The sequence below is a fragment of the Streptomyces sp. NPDC030814 genome, assembly GCF_055572155.1.
The window spans coordinates 51,271-69,328 of record NZ_JBVIDX010000015.1 but is presented as its reverse complement, the minus strand read 5'-3'; the positions used below and the strand labels follow the sequence as shown (position 1 = coordinate 69,328).

Below are 18,058 nucleotides of genomic sequence, written 5' to 3'. Positions count from 1 at the left end.
CTTAGGCACGTCTCACCTTCGCCGGTCGGCGTGCCTGGCGACTGACGTACCAACAGGGAAACCGAACCTGGACACGGGAGGCGGGAGAGTGGCGCGCGGAGGACAGGGGCTGGCTCGGGTGGCCGTCGTGGTGCGGGCCGGGGCGGCACCGTTGTGGTGGCTCGGAGTGATCGCGGCGGGTGTCGGACTGGTGCCGTCGGGGGTGACCGGACGGCGGATCGGGGTGTTCGGCGGGGCGGCGTTGTTCATCGTCGCGGCGGTGGCCGTCGCGGTGCTGAGACGGGGGCGGTACGCGGAACTGGCGCGCGGGGCCGCGCGGGCGGGCAGGCACGATGTGCTCCAGGACCGCGCGGTGACCCTGCGGAACTGGCGGCGCGGACACCGCTGGTGGCTGCTGCTCGCCTTCGCGGCGGCGGTCGCCTCGTCGTTCGTCGTCCCCGCGGCGGGCGGCATGCTCCTGGCCGGCGTCGGCACCGGCCTGTGGCTGAAGGCCGGCCGCCTCGGTCGCCGTGAACGCGCCGACGGACACCTCCTCTGGGTCCGCGTGGACTGGTTGTCGTCCCGCGGCGGCGCCCCCGCCGGCAAGCGCGTGACCGGCTACCGCTCGACGGGCGCCGGCGCGGGCGACGCGGGCCCCGGCGGCGGCAGGCGGACCATGAGGGCGACGGCGGCGGGGCGCGTGTAGACCGCTCCTTGCCGCTGCTGGAGGGACGGGGCGGCGTCCGGCCGGACGCCGCTGACGCGCGGTCAGGCCTCTCCGCGTACGCGGAGCACCAGCTTGTTCACCGCCCACAGGCCGATGCCGATGGCCAGCCGGACGCCCGCGCGGATGTGGACCTCGGCCGGGCGGTCGGCCGGCGGGCCGGCGAGGACGAGGGCGGTGAGGGCGCCGAGGGCGCCGAGGACCGGGGGGACCGTCGGGTGCGGAAGTGGGCGTGCTCCACCCGGTCGCGGCGCAGGACCAGCACCGCGACGTTGACGGTGGCGAAGACGCAGAGGAGCAGGAAGGCGGTGGTGTCGCCGAGACCCTCGATCTCGCCGGTGGACACCAGGCCGATCGCCAGGACGGTGACGAAGACGATGCCCACGACCGGTGTGCGGCGGCGGGGGACGGAGGTGCGGGCTCAGGTGGCGCGCAGTGTCCGCTTGGCCAGCTCGTACGCCGGGAGCATCTCCTCGTGTTCCTGGGTGTCGAAGCCACCGAGGTGGACGACGACCGGGCCCTCGGGGGTCACGGTGAGGAAGGCCCGCTCCTTCTTCGTCTCCTCCAGGGCCTCACTGGTGTGGAGGTACTCGACCTCGGCGCCGGAGACGTCGGAGTCCGAGGAGAAGTCGCTGTACTTCGCCTTGCTCGTGTCGCCCTCGGCCTTCACGAACTCCTTCAGCAGCGCCTGCGCGTCCCCGGTCTTCGCGCCCGCCTCGCCGGTCCACACCCGGATGAAGCCGATGTTCCCGGCGGGCTTGGCGTCGATCTCGCAGGCGGCGGTGAAGGGGCCCTGGTGCAGCAGTGCCTCGGCCAGTTCGGCGGCGACCTCGTCCCCGCCCTCGGCGGCCCCGGCGTCGACGGCCTCCGCCTTCCACTTCTCCGCCGTGTCGAAGGCGACCGGCAACTCGCAGGCGGAACCGGCCGTGCCGACCGAGCCGCCGCTCACGGCGGTGTCGTCCCCCTTGCCCGAGCCGGCGGACTCCGCCGCCCCGCCGGCCACGGCCGACGGCTTCGTCCGATTGCCCTCCGCCGGTTCCGAGCACCCCGCCAACAGACCCGCAAGCACCGCCACCTGGGCGAGCGCCGCCCCCCGTACCGCTCTTCGCACCGTCACCTTCTCCTCTCGACCCGAGGCGGACACGGTAGCCGAGGGGCGGCGTGCCCTTCGCGCGGGTGTGCGGGTGCGGGTGCGGGTGCGAGGGTGGGCGGTTGTCCAGGGAAGGGCGGGACACGCCTGGGCGGCGCGCCCCGGTCGGGGTGCGCCGCCTCGTGGCTGGGCTGTCGGCGGAGAAGGTCGCGTCAGACCTCCAGTTCCGCCTCGATCCTCTTCAACTGGTGCCTGGCCATCGCCAGGTTGGCCCGCTTGGCGTCGAGCACCAGGTACAGGAAGAGGCCGTTGCCGCCGCGGCCGGTGAGCAGCCGGATCAAGTGGTAGGCGTCGGAAAGGGTGATCAGGATGTCCTCGATCTCGCCCTTGAGACCGAGATGTTCCATGGTGCGCAACTTGGCGCGGACGACATCCGTGTTGCCGGCGGCGGCGACGGTGAGGTCGAAACCCTTGCTGCCTCCGATCGTTCCCAGTGCCATGCCGCTGGTGTAGTCGACGAGGGCGGCGCCGGTCGCGCCCTCGATCGACGCAAGGGCCTCTTTGAGTGCGGTCTCGGTGTTGGCCATGGTGTGCGGTCCTTTCAACTCTCTGACGTGGTCGGTGCGTTGGGAGCGGTTCGGGGGGTGGATCGGGGGGTCGTGGCGCCGGGCGTCCGGCGGGGCATGGCCGACCTGACCGTGGCCCCGGACGGCGTCCGCGACGGGGTCGGGTCGGTGCTCGGGGTCGTGGTCTGGGCGAGCGACCGGGCCGGGCTCCGGCCGGTGCCGGCCGGGGGCCTGATGGCGGCCCTGGTGCCGGCCGGGTCGGCCGCTCGGCGGGGCGAGGCGTCCACCAGTTCGCCGATACGGGTGCCGGTCCGCCGGCCCTCCAGGTGCAGCCGCCCCACGTTGACCCGGTCCTGGGCGAGCAGTGTGAGCACGGCGGAGGCGCCCGCCGCGTAGGTCGCCACATAGCCCTGCTCGCCGCGCAGCAGCAGTTCGCGGAGGTCGCCCCTGCCGCCCGCGTCGGTGATGCGTACGGCGACGCCCAGTGCGGCGGCGGTGAGTGCGGCCAGGCCCTCCGGCTCCACGCCGGGGGTGTCATGGGCCAGCACCAGCCCGTCCACACTGGCCGCGAGCGCCCCGGTCAGCTGGGGCACGCGGGCCCGCAACCGGTGCAGTTCGTCGAGGACTTCGGCCTCGGCGGCCATGGGTGATCTCCTCTCGGCGGGACGCTCCCGCTGCCGCTCAAAGGGCCTCCAGCGCATCCCTGAGCCTTTGCAGTAGGGCGATGTCGGGGTCGGTGGTGACGGGCGGCCACGGTGGGACGGGGACGGCGTCGGGGACGGACTCGGGGTGCGGCGGGGCGTGGCCCTGGCCCGCGGCCGGCGTCGGCACGGTGCGGCCGGGGGCGGCGGTCGTCACCGCCGGAGCCGGAGTGCCGTCCGGGGCGGCGGCCGGTGCCGGCCCGGAGTGGACCGGTGGGGTGTGCGGCGCCGGTGGGATCCTGGGCGGGCGGGGTGGTGCCGGGGAGATCAGGCCCGCCGCGGCCAGGCGGCGGACGGCCACCAGGGTGTGGAAGGTGGGGCGGCCGAGGGTCAGGGAGATGTCGGCGGCCGTGCGGAAGCCGTTGATCTGGTCGAGCACCGCCTCCTGGCGCACCGGGACCGAGGGGGAGGAGAGGCCGACCGCCCGCATCAGCGGGGCGTCGTCCGTCGCCGGGTCGGGCCAGATGCGGTGCAGCAGATCCCGGCGGCGCAACGCCTCCCGCGTGACCGTGGCCACCGGCACCGGGCGTATCGGTCCCAGCCAGTGCGCGGCCCCGTAACGGAAGCGGGCCGGCGCGCTGCTCGGACCCAGCACGAAGTACGCCGCGTCGAACATCGCGCCCGCGTGGCACAGCTCCAGCGCGCCCTTCGCGACCCGTCCGCTGTCGACGAGGAACCGCCCGACGCGCAGCCCCGCCCCCGCCGTGTCGACGGCCTCCCGCCAGCCGTCGCCGTCCAGGACGCCGCCGGCCCTGAGCAGTACGTCGAGCCCGGGTGACCGGGGGCTCTCGGCGTGCACGACCTCGCCCTCGGACAGATAGAGCGAGCCGGACTCGCGCAGCAGAACGCCGGTGGCGCGCTCGGCGGCGAGCCGGTGCAGCATGGGGGAGACGGCGTGCCGGGTGTGCTCGCCGCGCACCGGCAGCGGGGGCGCCGACCTGGTGATCACGCTCATGCCAGCACCAGCCGCCCGGCCATCTCGCCCAGCCGGATCCGGGCCAGGGCGAGATTGCCGTCCGACCTGGCCAGCCACAGATGCAGGAAGACACTGCTGTCGAACGTCGTCCGCACGAAGCGCAGTACGTGGTACGTGTCCCGGTTGCTGACGATCAGGTCCTCGACCGGAAGATCGGCCCCGGACCAGTCCGAACCCTCCTCCGGGGCGAAGGCCCGGTGCTCCGCCGCCAGCCGGGCCAGTTCCGCCGCCTCCGCCGCCGTCGTCTCGTGGTCACCGCCGGGGGCCTCCCCGACCGTGCCCAGCGCCAGCCCGCTGGTCCAGTCGACCACCGCGGCGCCCAGGGCACCGGGCAGCCTCATGGCCTCCACCAGACACTCGTCGATTCCGGGCACCGTGGCTCCCCTCCTGCCTGCGGTTCGGCTGAGTGACGCAGACGCTACGCAACGTGTGCGCGAGGGGTGAGCGATCCGGCATTTTCCAGCGGAACATGCGGAGAGGCGACTAAGGTGGGTCGACTTACCTCATTTTCCTCGCCGTTGAGGTCCGCGAGGGCGGCCGGTGCCCTGAGGTGGGGGTATGCGGTCGACTCGCATACCGCCCCTGGGCGGGCCGTCCGGCATCGACCATGATGGGGGGATCGAGGGGCGCACAAGGAGAAGCATTCGATATCCCGGGCGCCCCCCGCGCTGCCGGAGGCGCGGAGCCGCGACCCACCGCGGACAGTCCGCGTCCGCCGCACGGCGTTCACCCGACGGGAAAGGCGGGAGTCAGAGCCCCAGAAGCCCCGACCGCTCCCCGCCGCCCGCTTCTCCGACGATCTCCTCCGTCGTCTGCGCCCGCCGGACCACCGCGAAGCGCACTCCGCCCTCGCCGGGCGCATAGCCGTAGATCGCGGGCCGGGGCAGCGAGTTGTAGCCGTAGTGGTGGGCGAAGTAGTACGCCCCGGTGTCCAGCGCCGCCGCGTAGTCCCCCGGTTCGAGACGCGGCAGCGAGCGCCCCCGGGCGAGCAGATCGCCCGCGAAGCAGGCCGGTCCGGCCACGTCCTGCACGACCGCCGGCCCGTCCTTCACGCGGCCCTTGCCGTCGTACACGGCGATCCGCAGCGGCCACGCCCCCGGCTCGTACACCGTCCGCGCCGCCACCTGCACTCCCGCGTGGGTGACCGCGACGGCCCGCCCGCCCGCGCTCTTGGTGTACTCCACTCGCGCGAGCACGGTCCCGTGCTTCGCGAGCAGTGACCGCCCGAACTCGGTGACCAGTCCGTAGCGTCCGTCGAACAGTCCCGGCACCGCCTCCGCCAGCAGCCGTGCGTACTGCGCGTGCGTCGGTGTCGCCGCCTCCGACGCGAAGTTCACGGGCAGCCCGCCGCCGATGTCGATCGTGTCGATCTGCTGCCGCCCGAGCCGCCGGTTGATCTCCTCGGCCAGTTCGTAGGTCTCCGCGATCCCCCGGGTCATCAGCGAGAGCGGCATGCCCTGTGACCCGGAGTGCGCGTGGAGCCGGCTCAGCCAGGGCCGCTCCAGATACGCCCGTACGACCCATTCCCGGGCGCCCTCGTCCCGGAGCGGCACCCCGAACTTCGAGGTGGCCGTCGCTGTGGACAGCGCGTCGATCGCACCGCCGCCCACCTGCGGGTTCACCCGGATGCCGAGGGGGGAGCGGGTGGTGGCCGAGCGGACGAGCGCGTCGAGGCGGTCCAGCTCCTGCGGATTGTCCGCGTTGACGGCGATGCCCAGTGCCAGCGCCTCCCGCAGCTCCGCCGGGGTCTTGGCGGGGGAGTCCAGCACGGTCTGCCGGGGCGACATCCCGGCGGCCCGCGCCAGGGCCAGCTCGCCGGCGCTCGCGACCTCCGCGCCGATCCCCGCCTCGCGCAGCAGCCGCAGTACCGCAACCAGCGGCGTCGCCTTCACCGCGAACGCGTGCAGTACCGGCGTGCCGGGCGCCGTCACCTCGTCGAACGCCCGCCGCAGCGCCGCCGCCGAGGCCCGTATCCCGGTGACGTCCAGCAGCCCGAGCAGCGGCGTGCCCGGACCGAGCAGCCCCTGCTCCACGGCCGCCCGTACGGCGTCGTCCCGCCGGGCCGCGCGCTCGTCATCCGTCTCGAACAGGCGGAGCGTGTGCTCGGCGTCCGTCTCGACGCCCTCGTCCCGCCGGGCGGCGGACCTCGTCCCGTCGGCCCCGTGCGTCGCGTCTCCCATCTCGTCCCCCCGCGGTGGTGTCGTTCCCGGGCCCATGCACCCAGTGTGTCCAGCCAAACATCCGCGGCGCGCCGTCGCTGGCGTACGGGCGTATTGACTAGCTCTATTCATCGGGTCAGGATGTGAATAGTTGCTGTAAATCGAGGAGGCAGACCCGTGTCAGGACCCCGCCCGCCCGTCTCCCACCACCGCCCTCAACCGAGGCCCTACGGGCCGCCCCCCGGTCCTGTTCGAGCCCCGCGCGGTACGGAACTGAGCACCCTGGGCTGGCAGCAGGAAGCCGCCCTTCGCATGCTGCAGAACAACCTCGACCCCGAGGTCGCCGAGCACCCCGACAAGCTCGTCGTCTACGGCGGCACGGGCAAGGCCGCCCGCGACTGGCGCTCCTTCGACGCCATGGTCCGCACGCTGAGGACCCTCAAGCAGGACGAGACGATGCTCGTCCAGTCCGGCCGCCCCGTCGGGGTCATGCAGACCCACGAGTGGGCCCCGCGCGTCCTCATCGCCAACTCCAACCTCGTCGGCGACTGGGCGAACTGGGAGGAGTTCCGCCGCCTGGAACAGCTCGGCCTGACCATGTACGGCCAGATGACCGCCGGTTCCTGGATCTACATCGGCACCCAGGGCATCCTCCAGGGCACCTACGAGACCTTCGCCGCAGTCGCCGCCAAGAAGTTCGGCGGCAGCCTCGCCGGGACGATCACCCTCACCGCCGGCCTCGGTGGCATGGGCGGCGCCCAGCCGCTCGCCGTCACCATGAACGACGGCGTCGCGCTCTGCATCGACTGCGACCCGCGCGCCATCGAACGCCGCATCGAGCACCGCTATCTGGACGTGAAGGCCGACTCCCTGGACCACGCGCTCCAGCTGGCCGTCGAGGCCCGCGACCAGCGCAGGCCGCTCTCCATCGGCGTCCTCGGTAACGCCGCCGACCTGGTCCCGCAGCTCCTCACCATGGGCGCCCCGATCGACATCGTCACGGACCAGACCTCGGCCCACGACCCGCTGGCGTACCTCCCCGTGGGCGTCGACTTCGACGACATGGCCGCCTACGCCGCCAAGGACCCGGCCGGCTTCACCACCCGCGCCCGCGAGTCCATGGCCCGGCACGTCGAGGCCATGGTCGGTTTCCAGGACGCCGGCGCCGAGGTCTTCGACTACGGCAACTCCATCCGCGGCGAAGCCCAACTCGCCGGTTACGAGCGGGCGTTCGCCTTCCCCGGCTTCGTCCCCGCGTACATCCGGCCGCTGTTCTGCGAGGGCAAGGGCCCCTTCCGGTGGGCGGCGCTCTCCGGCGACCCCGCCGACATCGCGAAGACGGACAAGGCGATCCTCGATCTCTTCCCCGAGAACGAGTCCCTCGCCCGCTGGATCAAGATGGCCGGCGAGCGCGTGCACTTCCAGGGGCTCCCGGCCCGCATCTGCTGGCTCGGCTACGGCGAGCGGGACAAGGCGGGCGAGCGGTTCAACGACATGGTGGCGAGCGGGGAACTGGCCGCGCCGCTCGCGATCGGCCGCGACCACCTCGACTGCGGCTCCGTCGCCTCGCCCTACCGCGAGACCGAGGCCATGCTCGACGGCTCGGACGCGATCGCCGACTGGCCGCTGCTCAACGCCATGGTGAACGTGGCGTCCGGGGCGTCCTGGGTCTCCCTCCACCACGGCGGCGGCGTCGGCATGGGCCGTTCCATCCACGCCGGCCAGGTCACGGTCGCCGACGGCACGAAGCTGGGCGGCGAGAAGATCCGCCGCGTCCTCACCAACGACCCCGGCATGGGCGTGATCCGCCACGTCGACGCCGGCTACGACATCGCCGAGTCGGTCGCCGACGAGCGGGGCGTACGGGTGCCGATGCGCGAAGGCGGCGAGGCCGCGACCGGCGAGGGTGAGGACGCGTGACCCCGAGCCAGCGCGGGCACGACGGCGGCTCCCCGGCGGGGGCCGCCGCCCCACCGGCACCCGCGGGCCCGGCCGGGCCGGGCGGCGCCTCCTTCCACGAGATGTGGCGTGAGCTGCTCCCCATCGGGCGCCACCCCGACTCCGGTGGATACCGGCGGTTCGCCTGGAGCGGGGCGGACGCCGAGTGCCGGGCCTGGTTCGAGGAGCAGGCCCGGGACCGGGGGCTGGACTACGAGGTCGACCGCAACGGCAACCAGTGGGCCTGGCTGGGCGACCCCCGGCAGGGGGACGCCGTCGTCACCGGGTCCCACCTCGACTCCGTGCCGGACGGCGGCGCCTTCGACGGACCCCTCGGTGTCGTGTCCTCCTTCGCCGCGCTCGACGAACTGCGTGCCCGGGGAGCCCGGTTCGACAAGCCGGTCGGGATCGTGAACTTCGGCGACGAGGAGGGCGCGCGGTTCGGTCTCGCCTGTGTGGGCTCCCGGCTCAGCTCGGGGCAGCTGACCGTCGAGCAGGCGCACCGGCTCACCGACGGCGACGGGGTGACCCTGCCACAGGCGATGGAGGCCGCCGGCTACGACCCGGAGGGCATCGGCGCCGACCCCGAGCGGCTCGCCCGGATCGGCGCGTTCGTCGAACTCCACGTCGAACAGGGACGGGCACTGGACCTGTCCGGTGACGCCGTCGGGATCGCCAGCGCCATCTGGCCGCACGGACGGTGGCGCTTCGACTTCCGGGGCGAGGCCAACCACGCGGGCACGACCCGGCTCGTCGACCGCCGCGACCCGATGCTGTCGTACGCGGAGACCGTGCTCGCCGCCCGCCGCGAGGCACGGCTCGCCGGCGCCGTCGCCACCTTCGGCAAGATCACCGTCGAACCCAACGGGGTGAACGCCATCCCCTCCCTCGTCCGCGGCTGGCTCGACTCCCGCGCCGAGGACCAGGAGACGCTGGACACGGTCGTCGGCGCGATCCAGGAGGCGGCCCGCGACTACGCCCAGCTCCACGGGGTCGAACTGGACGTCGTCCGCGAGTCCTTCACCCCGGTCGTCGAGTTCGAGCACGCCCTGCGCGACGAACTCGCCCGCATCCTCGGCCGGGGCGCCGCCGAGCTGAAGGTGCCGGTGCTCGGGACCGGCGCCGGACACGACGCCGGGATCCTCTCCGGGCACGTCCCGACCGCCATGCTGTTCGTACGCAACCCCACGGGCGTCTCGCACTCCCCGGCCGAGCACGCAGCCGAGGACGACTGCCTGGCCGGGGTGACCGCGCTCGCCGACGTACTGGAAGGGCTGGCCCGCAGGTGACGGAGACGACCTACTGGCTCGAACACGCCTGGCTCGGCAGCGATGTCGAGCCGGGCGTGACCCTGACCGTGGCCGGGCCGGGCAGCCCCCGGGCGGGCCGCATCACCGCCGTCCGCACCGGCATCCCCGCCCCGCCCCCCGGCGCCGAACCCCTGAGGGGACTCACCCTCCCAGGACTCGCCAACGCCCACAGTCACGCCTTCCACCGGGCCCTGCGGGCCACCGTGCAGGTCGGCTCGGGCACCTTCTGGACCTGGCGCGAGGTCATGTACCAGGTGGCGCACCGGCTGACCCCCGACAGCTACCACGCACTCGCCCGGGCCGTGTACGCGGAGATGGCGCTCGCCGGCATCACCGCCGTCGGCGAGTTCCACTATGTGCACCACGCGCCCGGCGGCACCCCCTACGCCGACCCGAACGCCATGGGCGAGGCACTGATCGCGGCCGCCTCCGACGCCGGGATCCGGATCACCCTCCTCGACACCGCCTATCTCTCCTCCGGCTTCGGCCAGGCACCCGACCAACACCAGCTCCGCTTCTCCGACGGCACCGCGGACGCCTGGGCAGAACGCTGTTCTGTTCTCAAGGAGCGGGATCACGCGCGGATCGGGGCGGCCATCCACTCCGTACGGGCCGTGCCCGCCGGACAGCTGGCGACCGTGGCGCGCTGGGCCGAGGAGCGGCGGACCCCGCTGCACATCCACCTCTCGGAGCAGACGGCCGAGAACGACGCCTGCCACGAGGCGCACGGCCGCACCCCCACCCAACTCCTCGCCGACCACGGGGTGCTGGGGCCCCGCACCACCGGCGTCCACAACACCCACCTCACCGACACCGACATCGCGCTGATCGGCGGCAGCGGCACCGGCACCTGCATGTGCCCCACCACCGAGCGTGACCTCGCCGACGGCATCGGACCGGCCGTCGCCCTCCAACGGGCCGGCTCCCCGCTCTGCCTCGGCTCCGACAGCCACGCCGTCATCGACCTGTTCGAAGAGGCGCGCGCGATGGAGCTGAACGAGCGGCTGCGCAGCCGTACCCGCGGCCACTGGACGGCGGCGGCCCTCCTGCGGGCGGCCTCGGCCGACGGCCACGCGGCGCTCGGCTGGGACGAGGCGGGCTCCCTGGAGCCCGGAGCGCTCGCCGACTTCACGACGATCGCGCTCGACTCGGTCAGGACGGCAGGCCCGCTTCCACGGCTGGGTGCGGAGACGGCTGTATTCGCCGCGTCGGCAGCAGACGTGTCGCACACGGTCGTGGGCGGTCGGCATGTCGTACGGGACGGGGCGCACGCCCTCGTACCTGATGTGCCGAAGGCCCTCGCCGAGGCCGTCGCAGCGCTGCGCGGATGAGGCCCGCCCGCGCACCCGCCGAGTCCGAACCCGACCCCACCGCCGACCAGGCCACCAAGGACGCCATGAGCAGCCCGACGACCGTCAGCCCCGCCCACTCCGCGAGCACCGCAAGCACGCTCATCACCAACATCGCCGCCCTGGTCACCAACGACCCCTCCCTCGGACGGGGGTCCCCCCGCTCGTCGAGCACCTCCGAGAACGGGGAAGGCCCCCCTCTCGGTCTGATCCGGGACGCGGCACTCGTCATCGACGGTGAACGCATCGCGTGGACCGGTGAACAGAGCAAAGCACCCGCCACTGACAATCGGGTCGACGCCGGTGGCCGGGCGGTGCTGCCGGGCTTCGTGGACTCCCACTCGCACCTCGTCTTCGCGGGCGACCGGACCGCGGAGTTCAACGCCCGGATGTCCGGCCGGGCCTACAGCGCGGGCGGCATCCGCACCACCGTCGCCGCCACCCGCGCCGCCTCCGACGACGAACTGGAGGCGAACCTCACCCGCTACCTCCGCGAGGCCCTCCGCCAGGGCACGACCACCTTCGAGACGAAGTCGGGCTACGGCCTGACCGTCGAGGACGAGGCGCGGGCACTGCGCATCGCCGCCCGCCACACGGACGAGGTGACGTACCTCGGAGCCCATATCGTGTCCCCGGAGCACGCCGAGGACCCCGCCGCGTACGTGGCCCTCGTCACCGGCGAGATGCTCGACGCCTGCGCCCCGTACGCCCGTTGGATCGACGTCTTCTGCGAGAAGGGCGCCTTCGACGGCGACCAGGCCCGCGCGATCCTCACCGCCGGCAAGGCCAGGGGCCTGCACCCCCGCGTCCACGCCAACCAGCTCTCCCACGGCCCCGGCGTCCAGCTCGCCGTCGAACTGGACGCGGCGAGCGCCGACCACTGCACCCATCTGACCGACGCCGACGTGGACGCCCTCGCCCACAGCCGTACGGTCGCCACGCTGCTGCCCGGCGCCGAGTTCTCCACCCGCGCCGAGTGGCCGGACGCGCGCCGCCTGCTCGACGCGGGCGTCACCGTCGCCCTGTCGACCGACTGCAACCCGGGCTCGTCCTTCACCTCGTCCATGCCCTTCTGCATCGCGCTCGCCGTGCGGGACATGCGGATGACGCCGGACGAGGCGGTCTGGTCGGCCACGGCCGGGGGCGCGCGGGCGCTGCGCCGGGACGACATCGGCCACCTCGCTCCGGGCGCCTACGCCGACCTGGTCCTGCTGGACGCGCCCAGCCACGTCCATCTCGCCTACCGGCCGGGCGTCCCCCTGGTCACGGGCGTATGGCGCAGGGGCGTACGCGTGGTGTGAGCCGGCGACCGCCGGACGGGACGGGCCGAGAACGGCCGGGACCCGGACACAGTTCGGCCGGGTGCGGAGGAGCATGACTCCTGCCGCACCCGGCCGAAATGTTTCGTCGTGGCTGACGCGTGCTACTCGTCGAGGGTCAGTCCCTTGCGCAGGCGGACCAGCGTGCGGGACAGCAACCGGGAGACGTGCATCTGCGAGATGCCCAGCTCGTCCCCGATTTCGGACTGCGTCATGTTGGCGACGAACCTGAGGGAAAGGATCTTCCGATCGCGCGGTGCCAGCTCCGCGATCAGCGGCTTCAGGGACTCGACGTACTCGATGCCCTCCAGCCCGTGGTCCTCGTAGCCGATGCGGTCGGCCAGCGCGCCCTCGGAGTCGTCCTCCTCGGGCTGGGCGTCCAGTGACGAGGCCGTGTACGCGTTCGACGCCGCCATGCCCTCGACGACCTCGTCGTTCGTGAGGCCGAGGCGCTCCGCCAACTCTCCCACTGTCGGAGCGCGATCGAGCTTCTGGGCGAGTTCGTCACCGGCCTTGGCCAGGTCGAGCCGGAGCTCCTGAAGTCTGCGCGGAACCCGCACGGACCAGCTCGTGTCGCGGAAAAAACGCTTGATCTCGCCGACGATCGTCGGCATCGCGAAGGTGGGGAACTCGACGCCTCGGCTGAGCTCGAAGCGGTCGATGGCCTTGATCAGGCCGATCGTCCCGACCTGGATGATGTCCTCCATGGGCTCGCTGCGCGAGCGGAAGCGGGAGGCGGCGAACTTCACCAGTGCGAGGTTCAGCTCCACCAGGGTGTTGCGGACGTACGAATACTCGTGCGTGCCTTCCTCGAGCGATTCCAGCCGCTCGAAGAGGGTCTTGGACAGGGCCCGTGCGTCCACCGGCCCCACCTCGTCGTACGGGGGGATCTCCGGAAGATCCGCGAGCGTGTCGCCCGCTTGGTGGGCGAGGTCGTCGAGACCGTCTTCCAGAGAGGGTGTCGACGTCGCCCTCTGGGTATGCGATTCGTCGAGCCGGGGTGACATGATGTCCTCCATCGTTCTCGGCATATGGCCGCCGATGCCAATACGTGCACTGCGGTGTGCGGCGCCTCCGAAGCCGGCCGTGTCGATTGGTGTCACTACTAGGCCTACCCGGTTCCGGGACACCGTCGCAAGTGCCTACTGTGGCGAAATGTCCAGTTGTAGGTGATTGTTCGGCTGTCGGGGAGTGTGGAGAAGGCGTAGTGTTCGAGGGCGAGTCAGCAGCCACGACGGTCGGGAGAGATGACGGCATGGACCGTGGGACGGTCGGCAGCGCACAGTCGGGCCGGCTACGGGTCGAGGTGCGGGAAGAGGGCGCCAGCGCCGTCGTGACGCCGGCGGGTGAGCTCGATCACCACACCGCCGAGCTGTTGCGTGAGCCACTCGAGGGCTGCCTGGACAAGGGTTTCGTCCGCCTTGTGGTGGACTGCACACAGCTGGAGTTCTGTGACTCCACCGGACTCAACGTCCTGCTGGGCGTCCGCCTCCGGGCGGAGGCCGCGGGTGGCGGGGTCCATCTGGCGGGGATGCTGCCGGCGGTCGCCAGGGTCTTCGAGATCACCGGTGCCGAGGCCGTCTTCACCGTCCATGACACCGTCGAGGCGGCCCTGTCCGCCTAGGTCGTGTCCGCACGGTCCCGCCTGCCCCCCGGGGGGTGGGCGGACGGGACCGTGCGGAGTCCTGCCCCGGTGCCACACAGTGACCGATGGGTTACTGGCGTCACAGGTTTCGTGCCGAAAACGTGGGTGTTCTGACGGTTCGCTCGGGCAGGAGACATCCTGGACGGGTCGCAAGCCCCGGCCCGCGGCTCGACGGCGACGACGGAAAAACGGATGGCATGACGGATGACGGCAGGAAAAAGCATGTGCAGCGGGCCCCGGTACCGCACTCTTGAGTCCTGATACGTGAACTGGTGAATCGGTGAGGTGAAGCGCTGATGAGCACCACCCGGCCCGTCTCGCCGGGCGACCGCGGCCCGGAACCGGGCGTCGGCGGCGCTTCCGGGGCGCCCGGAGGGACCCCGCCCGCGGCGTCGGCCGCCGGTCGCCGGTCCCACCGGCTGAGCTTCGACGGCGAGAGCGGCGTGGTCCCGCTCGCCCGTGACTTCACCCGCCAGGCGCTGTACGAGTGGGGGTGGCTGCCGGCCGCCACCGCGGACCAGCGGGCCGCCGCCGAGGACGTGCTGCTGGTGGTGTCCGAGCTGGTCACGAACGCGTGCCTGCACGCCGGGGGACCGGCCGAGCTGTGGATCAGCTGCGACAACAAGGTGCTGCGGATCGAGGTGGCCGACCGGGGGACCGGGAACCCGGCCCCCCGTACACCGCACCGGGCGGGGCGGCCCGGGGGACACGGGATGTTCATCGTGCAGCGGCTGTGCCTGGACTGGGGTGTCGTGCGTACCCCGGGAGCCTCCGGCAAGACCGTGTGGGCGGAACTGGGCGCCCCGGCCTGAGCGCGGCAGGAGTCTCGTAGAACCTCGCGGGCCCGTTTGCGTCGACACACATCCGACACTTGCGTGTGTCTTCCCTCCTCAAGACCCCCGGCGTACCTTGAGCGGCCGATCTGATGTTCCGTCAGAATGTGGGGTGCCGAGGTGTCGTACCGGACGTACCAGAAACGAACCGCCGCGCTCACGTCCCTCGTGGCCCTGGCCGGCTCTGCGGTGCTGATGGCCGCTCCGGTGGCCCATGCCGAGGTCGTGGACGTCACGTACAACTGCAAGACGCCGATCGGGGACAAGTCCGCGGTCTCGCCCATCGACATCAAGGGCGTGAAGAGCGGCAGCGGCTACCGGATCACCATGTCGTGGCAGAAGGGCGTCTCGTCCAGCCCGGTGGAGCTGGGCAAGGGGGCGATGAGCCCGAGCGCCACGATCAGGCTGAGCGGGGCCGAGAGCGGGACGCTCACCGTGACGGGGCCGGCCAACCAGGAGGCCCTTCCGGCCAACACCCCCATCAAGATCAACGATCTGAGCGGGACGTACACCCCGAAGAAGACCGGCAAGGTCGACTTCACCGCCGGTGTGCTCACCATCAAGGCCCTCGGGACGGTCACCACCTGCACACCGGGCAACGACCCGGGGCCGTCGCTGACGCTGGACGTCACCGCGGCGGGCGGGGGCGGGTCGGGCGGCTCGGCCTCCGGCGGCACGAACGGCGCCGGCGGTTCGGGCGGTGAGCTGCCCCGGACCGGCCCCCTGGACTCGACGGTCGCCCTCGGCACGCTCGGCGGCACCGTGCTGCTCGCGGGCGCCGCGGGGGTGCTGTGGGTGACGCGCAGGAATCAGACCGTACGCCGCTGAGGGGAGCGGCGAGGTGAGGAATGGGCGGTTCCGCGTGCCGGCGGTCGTGCTCGCGCTGGCGTTCGCGCTCGGCGCGCCGCTCGGCGGTGGCGCCGGGCCGGCCGTGGCGGCGGACGGGCCGACCGTCACGCTGTCCAAGTCGCAGGCGGGAACCGGCGGTTCCCTCACCGTCACCGGCAGCGGATGGCGGTCGAAGGCGCTGCTGATGATCCTGATCTGCGGGCAGTCCGCACCCTCGCGGGGTGTGCCGGGCGGTACCGACTCCTGCGCCAACGCCGACGGCCGGGCCGTGACCGCCGACGGCAAGGGCGACTTCAGCCGGAAGGTGCCGGTCGCGGAGCCACCGGTGCCCTGCCCGTGCGTCGTACGCGTCGCCACCATCACGGGGGAGAAGGCGGAGGCCTTCGCGGCGTTCCAGGTCGCCGGGCACTCGGTCGAGCCGCTGCCCCCGGAGGCCACCGGCGGGCGGCTGTCCGTGCTGACCGACACGGAGTTGAGAGGGACGAGCGGGCTGCTGACCTGGTTCGGGGCACCGGCCACCCGCGAACTCGCCTTCACCGTCGGCAATGTGGGCGGTTCCCCGGTCAAGGACCCCGTCTTCAAGGTCGGCACGTCGCACGGGGTGTACGCGCCGCAGTGGGAGGACCACCAGTGGCGCGGCACGATCGAGCCGGGGAGGAAGGCGCGTATCTCCCTGCCCGTGGAACTCGCCGCCGGGGCCCATGGTGACTACACCGTCTCCCTCACCTACGGGGGCAAGGTTCTCGCCGAACACCCCTGGGGTGTGGGACGCCCCTGGGGCGTCACCCTCTTCTGGCTGCTGCTCTGCCTCGTCGTCCCGGCCGCGCTGTTCCGCGTCGGACTGGCGGTGGTGGACCGGACCCGGCCGCGCGGCAGGGTGTCCGGCCGACCGGCTCTGCTCCCCGGACTCACCCGCCGGCTCCCCTGGCGGGGCGCGTCGACGGGCGCGCACGCCGGACCCCGCCCGTCGTCGTCCGGGGCCCGCACGACTTCTCGTACGACCCCGGTCCTGCCGTGGTTCACACCGGACACCGATCCGGGGACTACGGCGACCGGGGCGCTCTCCGCACCGAGGGAAGACAGCCCCACATCTCCGACCAGAGAGGGAAGCGCGTGAGAGCGCAGCGAAGAGCGAGTGCACTCGGGGTCGCCCTGATGCTCGGCGGGGCCGGTGCCCTGCTGGGGGCGGCGGCCGTGCCGGCGTACGCGGGCGAGGTGGCGTACGCGACGAAGTGCGTGCCGCCGCCGGTCTCCGGGCTGCCGCCCGTCGAGGGCACGACCAAGGTGGAGATCACCGCCCCGCGGACGGCGAAGGTCGGGGACGAGGTCGAGGTGGTGTGGAAGTTCGTCCAGGCCGCCTCCAAGAACCCCGACCTCATCGACCTGCCCGCCAACACCGTCCAGCCGAGCGGCATCCTCAAGGCCGCCGGGGCGCAGACCACCGACGTCGTCATGAAGGGACCGCGCGAGAACCCCGCCATCCCCAAGGGCGGCGCCATGGTCCTCTCCACCATGAAGGGCACCCTGAAACTGACGGCACCCGGCGCGGTGACCCTCACCCCCGACGCGTACGCCATCGACGTCTTCTCGACCCAGACCAGGTGCGCGCCGACCGCACCGGTGACGGCCGGGGCGACCATCGACGTCACCGGTGGCGGCGGAACCTCGGGCGGCACCGGTACGAGCGGCACCACCGGGAGCGCGTCGTCGGGCGGCAACACCGCCGGCGGGACGGCCGGCGGTACGACGACCTCGGGCACCACCTCGGGTGGTACGACCACCTCGGGCACGACCTCCGGCGGCACGACCAACGGCGGCACGACCAACGGAGGTACGACCAGCGGCGGTTCGGACGGCGGCGGCTCCGCCACGGGCGGCGGCGGTGGCGGGCAGACCGACTTCCCCGGCAAGGAGGTCCGGGTTCCCTACGACTGCAGGACGCCCATCGGCGACCGGAGCGTGGTCTCGCCGGTGCAGATCGACGCCACGAAGGACGGTGGGAGCTTCGACCTCACCGTGCGGTTCAAGAAGTCCGTGATGGACAGCCCCGCCGACATCCCCGCGGACTCGGTGAAACCGGCCATGGAGATCGTCCTCGGCGGGGCCGACAAGGGCTCCGTCCACGTCGAGGGACCGACGAACTCTGAGCCGATCAAGGCGGGCGACCCCATGGAGATCCCCGACCTCACCGGCACCTACAAGCCGGGCGCGAGCGGTGAGTCCACGCTGGCCCCGGGCGTGCTGACGATCAAGGCGCTCGGTACGACCACGACGTGCACCCCGGCCGAGTCGCTGGTCTCGCTCACCCTCGACACGGAGGAACAGCCCGGCGGCGCGGCCGGCGGCTCCTCGTCGTCCGGTTCCGCGGGCGGCTCCGCGTCCGGCTCGGGCACGGCCTCCGGCGGAGCCCCGGGCGGCGGTCTCGCCGACACGGGCGCGGACGGCGGTCACGGCACGCTCAAGGCGCTGGCCCTCGTCGCCGGCACGACGGCCCTGCTCGGCGGCGCGGTCTTCACGTTCATGCCGCGCCGGTATCTGCGCTGAGCCCCGCGCCCGGCAGACAAGTCCGGAGAAGCCGGTGGGGCCGCCGCACCCGGAGATGCGGCGGCCCCACGCGGAG

Annotated in this window: 17 protein-coding genes and 1 pseudogene; 10 read left to right on the top strand and 8 right to left on the bottom strand. The window is 72.8% G+C overall.

Annotated elements, in window-relative coordinates:
- Positions 1-88: 88 nt before the first annotated feature.
- A complete protein-coding gene (locus tag ACZ43N_RS27865) occupies positions 89-685 on the top strand; it encodes a hypothetical protein (protein ID WP_468101313.1) in 597 nt (198 codons plus the stop codon).
- 62 nt (positions 686-747) lie between these two features.
- Here the strand turns inward: ACZ43N_RS27865 and ACZ43N_RS27860 are convergent.
- The 7 genes and pseudogenes from ACZ43N_RS27860 to ACZ43N_RS27830 all read right to left on the bottom strand — a co-directional run.
- Positions 748-1,112 (bottom strand): annotated as a pseudogene (locus ACZ43N_RS27860) (amino acid permease); the annotation flags it as partial.
- A 12-nt stretch (positions 1,113-1,124) separates the two neighbouring features.
- Positions 1,125-1,820: a lipoprotein gene (locus ACZ43N_RS27855; RefSeq protein WP_468101311.1), complete on the bottom strand. Its 696-nt coding sequence runs from the start codon at positions 1,818-1,820 to the stop codon at positions 1,125-1,127.
- 185 nt (positions 1,821-2,005) lie between these two features.
- Positions 2,006-2,380, bottom strand: coding sequence for a roadblock/LC7 domain-containing protein (locus ACZ43N_RS27850; RefSeq protein WP_033524857.1), 375 nt, complete (start codon positions 2,378-2,380; stop codon positions 2,006-2,008).
- A 14-nt stretch (positions 2,381-2,394) separates the two neighbouring features.
- Positions 2,395-3,003 (bottom strand): roadblock/LC7 domain-containing protein, encoded by a 609-nt coding sequence (locus ACZ43N_RS27845; protein ID WP_468101309.1) that lies wholly within the window; start codon positions 3,001-3,003, stop codon positions 2,395-2,397.
- Positions 3,004-3,040: 37 nt separating this feature from the next.
- The gene (locus ACZ43N_RS27840; protein ID WP_468101307.1) at positions 3,041-4,015 is read right to left on the bottom strand and encodes a hypothetical protein; all 975 of its coding nucleotides are present in this window, start codon (positions 4,013-4,015) and stop codon (positions 3,041-3,043) included.
- Positions 4,012-4,410, bottom strand: a complete 399-nt coding sequence (locus ACZ43N_RS27835; RefSeq protein WP_037692967.1) for a hypothetical protein — start codon at positions 4,408-4,410, stop codon at positions 4,012-4,014. Before ACZ43N_RS27835 ends, ACZ43N_RS27840 begins: the two co-directional genes overlap by 4 nt.
- Positions 4,411-4,785: 375 nt before the next feature.
- On the bottom strand, positions 4,786-6,216 hold the full coding sequence (locus tag ACZ43N_RS27830) for a type III PLP-dependent enzyme domain-containing protein (RefSeq protein WP_468101305.1): 1,431 nt from the start codon (positions 6,214-6,216) through the stop codon (positions 4,786-4,788).
- 156 nt (positions 6,217-6,372) lie between these two features.
- Between ACZ43N_RS27830 and hutU the strand changes: the two genes are divergently transcribed.
- The 4 genes from hutU to hutI all read left to right on the top strand — a co-directional run bounded on the left by hutU (position 6,373) and on the right by hutI (position 12,093).
- Positions 6,373-8,115, top strand: coding sequence for a urocanate hydratase (gene hutU / locus ACZ43N_RS27825; protein ID WP_468101303.1), 1,743 nt, complete (start codon positions 6,373-6,375; stop codon positions 8,113-8,115).
- Between the two features lie 101 nt (positions 8,116-8,216).
- Complete coding sequence (locus tag ACZ43N_RS27820; protein WP_468101506.1) at positions 8,217-9,422, top strand: allantoate amidohydrolase; 1,206 nt, start codon at positions 8,217-8,219, stop codon at positions 9,420-9,422.
- A complete protein-coding gene (locus tag ACZ43N_RS27815; protein WP_468101301.1) occupies positions 9,419-10,774 on the top strand; it encodes a formimidoylglutamate deiminase in 1,356 nt (451 codons plus the stop codon). The genes ACZ43N_RS27820 and ACZ43N_RS27815 overlap by 4 nt, the downstream gene beginning before the upstream one ends.
- Positions 10,771-12,093 carry an imidazolonepropionase gene (gene hutI, locus ACZ43N_RS27810; protein WP_468101299.1) on the top strand — a complete coding sequence of 441 codons (1,323 nt, stop codon included), beginning with the start codon at positions 10,771-10,773 and terminating at the stop codon, positions 12,091-12,093. The genes ACZ43N_RS27815 and hutI overlap by 4 nt, the downstream gene beginning before the upstream one ends.
- Positions 12,094-12,215: 122 nt before the next feature.
- On the opposite strand, the gene ACZ43N_RS27805 is transcribed toward hutI, so the two are convergent.
- Entirely contained in the window at positions 12,216-13,118 is a 903-nt protein-coding gene (locus ACZ43N_RS27805; RefSeq protein WP_468101505.1) for an RNA polymerase sigma factor SigF, read from the bottom strand.
- 248 nt (positions 13,119-13,366) lie between these two features.
- Here ACZ43N_RS27805 and ACZ43N_RS27800 point away from each other — a divergent pair, with 248 nt between their 5' ends.
- The 5 genes from ACZ43N_RS27800 to ACZ43N_RS27780 all read left to right on the top strand — a co-directional run bounded on the left by ACZ43N_RS27800 (position 13,367) and on the right by ACZ43N_RS27780 (position 17,982).
- The gene (locus tag ACZ43N_RS27800; RefSeq protein WP_468101297.1) at positions 13,367-13,735 is read left to right on the top strand and encodes an STAS domain-containing protein; all 369 of its coding nucleotides are present in this window, start codon (positions 13,367-13,369) and stop codon (positions 13,733-13,735) included.
- A gap of 317 nt (positions 13,736-14,052) precedes the next feature.
- Positions 14,053-14,568, top strand: coding sequence for an ATP-binding protein (locus ACZ43N_RS27795; RefSeq protein WP_468101295.1), 516 nt, complete (start codon positions 14,053-14,055; stop codon positions 14,566-14,568).
- 126 nt (positions 14,569-14,694) lie between these two features.
- A complete protein-coding gene (locus ACZ43N_RS27790) occupies positions 14,695-15,417 on the top strand; it encodes a peptidase (protein ID WP_468101293.1) in 723 nt (240 codons plus the stop codon).
- A gap of 13 nt (positions 15,418-15,430) precedes the next feature.
- Positions 15,431-16,555: a hypothetical protein gene (locus ACZ43N_RS27785; RefSeq protein WP_468101291.1), complete on the top strand. Its 1,125-nt coding sequence runs from the start codon at positions 15,431-15,433 to the stop codon at positions 16,553-16,555.
- 38 nt (positions 16,556-16,593) lie between these two features.
- Positions 16,594-17,982, top strand: a complete 1,389-nt coding sequence (locus ACZ43N_RS27780; RefSeq protein WP_468101503.1) for a hypothetical protein — start codon at positions 16,594-16,596, stop codon at positions 17,980-17,982.
- Positions 17,983-18,058 lie beyond the last annotated feature (76 nt).